The sequence below is a fragment of the Rhizobium sp. SEMIA 4085 genome, from assembly GCF_013004495.1.
Classification (GTDB): domain Bacteria; phylum Pseudomonadota; class Alphaproteobacteria; order Rhizobiales; family Rhizobiaceae; genus Rhizobium; species Rhizobium gallicum.
The window spans coordinates 1-4,846 of sequence record NZ_JABEPH010000408.1 but is presented as its reverse complement, the minus strand read 5'-3'; the positions used below and the strand labels follow the sequence as shown (position 1 = coordinate 4,846).

The following is a 4,846-nucleotide window of genomic DNA, read 5'->3' as shown; positions in this document are numbered from 1 at the left end:
CTCCTGGCGGGGGCAGGGGCAAACCTGCAGACCCGCATCCGCCTGCGCCTGCGACGGCATGGCCAAAAGCACGATATCGGCATCGTCGATCGAATCGGGTTCTGCCGAGAATTCCAATGCTTGCGGCAGCTCAATGCCGGGAAGAACCGCATCATGCAGCCGTTCGGCTTTCAGGTCGGCCATCAGCGCAGGGTCGCGGCCGACGAGAGTGACCTGGCTGCGGCCGGCGAGCGCAATGACTGCGGCAAGCGCCGTTCCGAAAGCGCCCGCGCCAACGACGGCAATCCGTTCGCTCATGCCTTTGCCCCCCGCTTTCCGTAGCTGATCAGCGCTTCCGCATTCGAATCCAACGGCCAGCGCGAGCGCGGCTGCACATCGAGATCATCCGGCGCAACACCTGTCGCCATGCGCTCGAGCCCCGCCCAGGCAATCATCACCGCATTGTCGGTGCACAATCTCAGCGGCGGCGCGATGAAGCGGAAGGCGTATTTATCACAGAGCGCCTGTAGCGTGGCACGTACTTCGAGGGTGGCGGCGACGCCGCCCGCGACCACCAGGGCGGGCTCCTCGTCCAGATGCGGAAACTCCGCGCTGAACCGCTGTAATCCACGGCCGATGCGATCCTTCAGAGTCCTCGAAATCGCTCTCTGAAACGAAGCGCAGACATCGGCGACATCCTGCTCCGTCAGCGGCGCGATATCCGCTGCGGTCTGCCGGACCGCCGTCTTCAAGCCCGAAAAGGAAAAATCGAGCCGCTTTTCACCGACGAGCGGCCGCGGGAAATCGAAGCGGTCCGGGTTACCCTTCTTCGCTGCCTCCTCCACCTGGGGTCCGCCGGGATAAGGCAGCCCGAGCAGCTTCGCCGTCTTGTCGAACGCCTCGCCGAGCGCATCGTCGATCGTCGTTCCCCAGCGTTCGTATTGGCCAATGCCGCGCACGAGGATGAGCTGCGTATGACCACCCGACACAAGCAGCATCAGATAGGGAAAGGAAAGCCCGTCCGTCAGCCGCGCCGTCAGCGCATGGCCTTCGAGATGGTTCACGGCATAAAGCGGCTTGCCGGCGGCCTTGGCGATCGCCTTGCCGGTCATCAGTCCGACGAGCAGCCCGCCGATCAATCCCGGCCCCGAGGTCACAGCGATCGCATCGACGTCGCGGACCGACACGCCGGCGCGCTGCAACGCCTCGTCGATCAGTGTATCGAGTGCCTCGACATGGGCACGCGCGGCTATCTCTGGCACCACGCCACCATAGGCGCTATGCTCGTCCAATTGGCTCAAGACGACGTCGGAAAGCACCTTCGAACGCCCGTCCGCATCGCGCTCGACCACAGCCGCGGCAGTCTCGTCGCAGCTTGTTTCGATGCCGAGGATGCGTAGAAAGGGAGCCATGAAGCCTGTCGTTGATTGCGATGGGTGCAAAACCCGGTTACGAGAACTTCCGGTAACAACGGATCGAAGCGGATGCAAACAAAACCTTTCCGGATCGGAACGCGGGGCAGCCCGCTGGCCCTTGCTCAGGCTCGCGAAGCGCGCGATCGGCTGATGGCGGCCCACGGAATGGCGGAGGAAATGTTCGAGATCGTCGTGCTGACCACGAAAGGTGACCGCATTACCGACCGTGCGCTTGCCGAGATCGGCGGCAAGGGTCTTTTCACCCAGGAACTGGAAGAAAAGCTTGCAAGCGGCGACCTCGATTTGGCCGTCCATTCCGCAAAGGACATGCCGACGGTGTTGCCGGAAGAGCTTCATCTCTCGGCCTATCTGCCGCGCGAAGACATCCGCGATGCGGTAATCGGCCGCACGGCGCCAAAACTGATCGAGCTGCCGCATGGGGCAACGGTGGGGTCGGCGTCGCTGCGCCGCCAGGCTCTGATCCGCCGCATGCGGCCGGATATCAAAGTGATAACCTTCCGGGGCGCGGTGGAACCCCGCCTGCGCAAGCTGGACGAAGGCCAGGTCGATGCGACGCTGTTGGCGCTCGCGGGCCTGAAGCGTCTTGGCAAGGTCGACGTGATCACCGACATCCTCGATCCCGACACCTTCCCGCCGGCTCCCGCGCAAGGCGCGATCTGCATCGAAAGCCGTATTGGCGATCAGCGCACCGACGATCTGCTGGTCGCCATCAACGACCCGGCGACCCACGACGCCGTCTCGTGTGAGCGCGCGTTCCTTGCGGCGCTCGACGGCTCTTGCCGCACGCCGATCGGCGGATATGCGATTTGCGAAGGCGATCGGATCAAGTTCTCCGGCCTGATCATCACGCCGGATGGTCGCAACCAGCACTCGGTCACCATCGATGGCAATCGGCGCGATGCCGCAGCGCTTGGCACGCGCGCCGGACAAGACATCCGCGCCCGCGCTGGCAGCAGCTTCTTCGACGACTGGAGCTGACGTCCGATGCGTGTGCTCGTCACCCGGCCGTGGCGTTCGGGGGAGCGAACCGCCAAAAGGTTGCGCGACATGGGGCATGAGCCCGTCTTGCTGCCGCTCTCGCAGCCCATGCATGATGGCAAGACCGCTATGGATGCGTTGGCAAGGAGCCACGGCCCTATTGCCATCACAAGCGCGGAAGCTGTCCGTGCGCTCTCGTCGTCAGGAACAGACGTCAAGCCTTATCGCCGCCGGCCGGTCTTCGCCGTTGGCGAAGCGAGCGCAAACGAGGCAAAAGCGGTGGGATTTTCTTTAGTCTTAGCCTCGGCGGGCGATGGCGCGCGACTTGCGGAGTTGATCGCGCAGCAGACGCGGGAATCTGTCACCTATCTCGCCGGTTCGCCGCGCGCCGAGACGTTCGAGCGCACCGCGCATGCGCTGGGACTGAAGGTCGATGTCGTCGAGTGTTATCGGATGCATCCGGCAGAACCTGATCCGGTGGCCCTGCGGGAAGCATTGACCCCGCCCCCGGAGGCCATACTCCTTTTTTCCCGCCAGACCGCAGAGCGTTTTTTCCGCCTCGCCGAGGCCCAATCGGAACCCGGCTGGCTCAATCAGGCCCTCATCCTTTGCCTCAGCGCATCCGTTGCCGCGGCCGTCCCGGCTTCACTCGGCAGAAACCTTCGCATCGCAGCATTGCCGGATGAGGGAAGCCTTCTGTCGCTTCTTTGAACGCCTTACGCGCCCAAATTTGATCTAACCTCTTTCCATAACTGGCATCACTGACTAGTTTCGTTGCGATGCAGGAAAATGAGGTACGCATGGTATCGGGAAATCCGCCACGTCATTCGAAAAACGCCGACGAGCCGGTCACGATCGATCTGGAAGCGCAGAAAATTGCAGCAGCAGCCGATACCGAGGAGAAATCAGAAGCAAACGCCCCTGACGCCGGCACGCCCGACGCAGACAACGCGACAGGCGGCCTAGAGGCTTCCGCCGATCCGGAAAAAGAACCATTGGCCGAGGATACGGCAGAGCGCGCCGCTGCCTTTGAGGAGCCCCGTCAGCCGGAAATGGCAACTGACCCCGAGCCCGTCCGGCAAAAGCCGCGCGGCGGAACGACGTCGGGTCTGATCGCCGCCGGTATTTTCGGCGGCCTCGTTGCCCTGCTGGGTGCTGGCGTGATCCAATATGCCGGCTACCTTCCGACGTCTTCCGCACCTCAGACCGCGCTGGATGAAACGGCCAGCCTTTCAGCTGAAATCGACGGCCTCAAGCAATCGATCGCGAACCTCGCCGCCGCGCCGAACACCGGCGACGATACGCTCGACAAGCGTGTCTCTGCGCTCGAAACGGCGGCAAAGACGCCTGCCGCGACGGGGCCAGTAGACACCCCGGAGGTCGACGCGCTGAACCAGAAGGTCACGGATTTGGCCACTCAGCTGGAACAGTTGCGCACATCTCTCTCTCAAACCTTTGAAGAGCGGGCGTCGGGCGGCGCCGACATTATCAAGCGCCTGGAAGAAGCAGAGAAGAAGCTCGACGAACCACGCCAGGATGTTGCCGTTGCGCAGGCGATCGCCGCTGCGGCCCTCAAGGCAGCGATCGACCGCGGCGGACCTTTCATGGCCGAGCTCGATACTTTCGCCGGCGTTTCGCCGGACGACCCCGCCGTCGCCGACCTCCGTAATTTCGCCGAAACCGGCGTACCCTCTCGCGCCGAACTGATCCGCCAGGTTCCCGACGTCGCGACCGCCATCATCCAATCCGTCAACCGAGCGGATCCGAACCAGAGCTGGTCGGACCGGCTGATGGCGAGTGCCAAGTCGCTCGTCACCGTGCGCCCTGTCGGCAACATCGAGGGCGAAAGTGTCGAGGCGATTGCGGCGCGTATGGAAGACAAGGTGAAGAACGGCGACCTACCGGGCGCTGCCAACGAATGGAACGGCTTGCCCTCGAACGCAAAGCAGGCGTCCGCCGCCTTCAAACAGTCATTGGAAGCCCGCATCCGCGTCGAGGAACTGGTGGGTGGTGCGCTCTCCAAGGCCATTTCTGGCGCCGGCAAGGAGGGTTGATCGATGATTCGTCTCGTCGTCTTCGTCATCCTCGTCGTCGCTCTCGGCTACGGCTTCTCCTGGCTTGCCGATCGCCCCGGCGATCTCTCGCTGGTGTGGGAAGGCCGGCTTTATCAGGCAAAGCTGATCGTCGCGGCAAGCGGCCTCATCGCACTGATTGCTGGTGTCATGATCGCCTGGTGGCTGGTCCGCACGGTCTGGACGTCGCCCCATTCCGTGACCCGCGATTTTCGCGCCCGCAAGCGTGATCGCGGCTACCAGTCCCTCTCGACCGGCCTTATCGCCGCGGGCGCCGGAAATGCCCTGCTTGCCCGCAAGATGGCAGCCCGGTCCCGCGGCCTCATCCGCGCCGATCAGGAGCCGCTGATCAACCTGCTAGAAGCGCAGGCGGCCTTGATC

Annotated in this window: 6 protein-coding genes; 4 read left to right on the top strand and 2 right to left on the bottom strand. The window is 63.6% G+C overall.

Annotated features, from left to right (window positions below):
- Both C9413_RS27770 and tsaD read right to left on the bottom strand, forming a co-directional pair.
- The coding region (locus C9413_RS27770; RefSeq protein WP_170251193.1) for a 2-dehydropantoate 2-reductase N-terminal domain-containing protein at window positions 1-297 on the bottom strand (297 nt) is incomplete at its 3' end.
- A complete protein-coding gene (gene tsaD, locus C9413_RS27765; protein ID WP_170251192.1) occupies window positions 294-1,391 on the bottom strand; it encodes a tRNA (adenosine(37)-N6)-threonylcarbamoyltransferase complex transferase subunit TsaD in 1,098 nt (365 codons plus the stop codon). The genes tsaD and C9413_RS27770, both read right to left, overlap by 4 nt.
- A gap of 72 nt (window positions 1,392-1,463) precedes the next feature.
- Here tsaD and hemC point away from each other — a divergent pair, with 72 nt between their 5' ends.
- From hemC to C9413_RS27745, 4 genes are all read left to right on the top strand, one after another.
- Entirely contained in the window at window positions 1,464-2,393 is a 930-nt protein-coding gene (hemC, locus tag C9413_RS27760; protein ID WP_170251191.1) for a hydroxymethylbilane synthase, read from the top strand.
- 6 nt (window positions 2,394-2,399) lie between these two features.
- The gene (locus C9413_RS27755; protein ID WP_039846368.1) at window positions 2,400-3,104 is read left to right on the top strand and encodes a uroporphyrinogen-III synthase; all 705 of its coding nucleotides are present in this window, start codon (window positions 2,400-2,402) and stop codon (window positions 3,102-3,104) included.
- Window positions 3,105-3,193: 89 nt separating this feature from the next.
- A complete protein-coding gene (locus C9413_RS27750; RefSeq protein ID WP_039846369.1) occupies window positions 3,194-4,447 on the top strand; it encodes a mitofilin family membrane protein in 1,254 nt (417 codons plus the stop codon).
- Between the two features lie 3 nt (window positions 4,448-4,450).
- Window positions 4,451-4,846 (top strand): heme biosynthesis HemY N-terminal domain-containing protein (locus tag C9413_RS27745; protein WP_281408686.1); only part of this gene is annotated, 396 nt, incomplete at its 3' end.

Coding starts and splice junctions, on each gene's coding strand:
- tsaD (WP_170251192.1), bottom strand. CDS start 1,391: ATGGCTCCCTTTCTACGCATCCTCGGCATCGAAACAAGCTGCGACGAG.
- C9413_RS27750 (WP_039846369.1), top strand. CDS start 3,194: ATGGTATCGGGAAATCCGCCACGTCATTCGAAAAACGCCGACGAGCCG.
- C9413_RS27755 (WP_039846368.1), top strand. CDS start 2,400: ATGCGTGTGCTCGTCACCCGGCCGTGGCGTTCGGGGGAGCGAACCGCC.
- hemC (WP_170251191.1), top strand. CDS start 1,464: ATGCAAACAAAACCTTTCCGGATCGGAACGCGGGGCAGCCCGCTGGCC.